General features: G+C 62.3%; 1 protein-coding gene. It reads left to right on the forward strand.

Translation table 11 applies throughout. The annotated features are described in order from the left end of the window. On the forward strand, positions 1-459 hold a 459-nt coding region (locus JWG43_RS18140), incomplete at both ends, for a nitroreductase family protein (RefSeq protein WP_205244336.1).

A 459-nucleotide genomic window follows, 5' to 3' on the forward strand; every position in this document is an offset into this window, starting at 1 on the left:
CTTATGGACTTGTTTGAAGCGATCAAGACCCGGCGCAGCATCCGTTCCTTTACCGAGGAGCCCGTCAGCCAGGAAGACATGGACCGCATGCTGGAGGCCGCCATGTGCGCCCCCAGCGCCAACAACCGCCAGCTTTGGCATTTTGTCGTGATCCGTGACCGTGAGATGCTGCGCAAGGTGGCGGAGGTCCATCCCTATGCCAAAATGGCGGCAGGCGCGGCCGCGGCCGTCATCATCTGCGCCGATCTAAATGAAGAGAAGACCCCCGGGTTCTGGGTCCAGGATTGTTCGGCGGCCACGCAGAACTTCATGCTGGCGGCGCGTGCCCTGAACATCGGCACGGTCTGGTGCGGTCTGCACCCCATCGAAGACAGGGCCCGGCCGTTCCGCGAGATCTTCCACATGCCGGACAACATCCGCCCCCTGAGCCTGATCGTGCTTGGGCATACGGATCAGGAA

The organism is Desulfobulbus alkaliphilus (genome assembly GCF_016918545.1).
Lineage (GTDB): Bacteria > Desulfobacterota > Desulfobulbia > Desulfobulbales > Desulfobulbaceae > Desulfobulbus > Desulfobulbus alkaliphilus.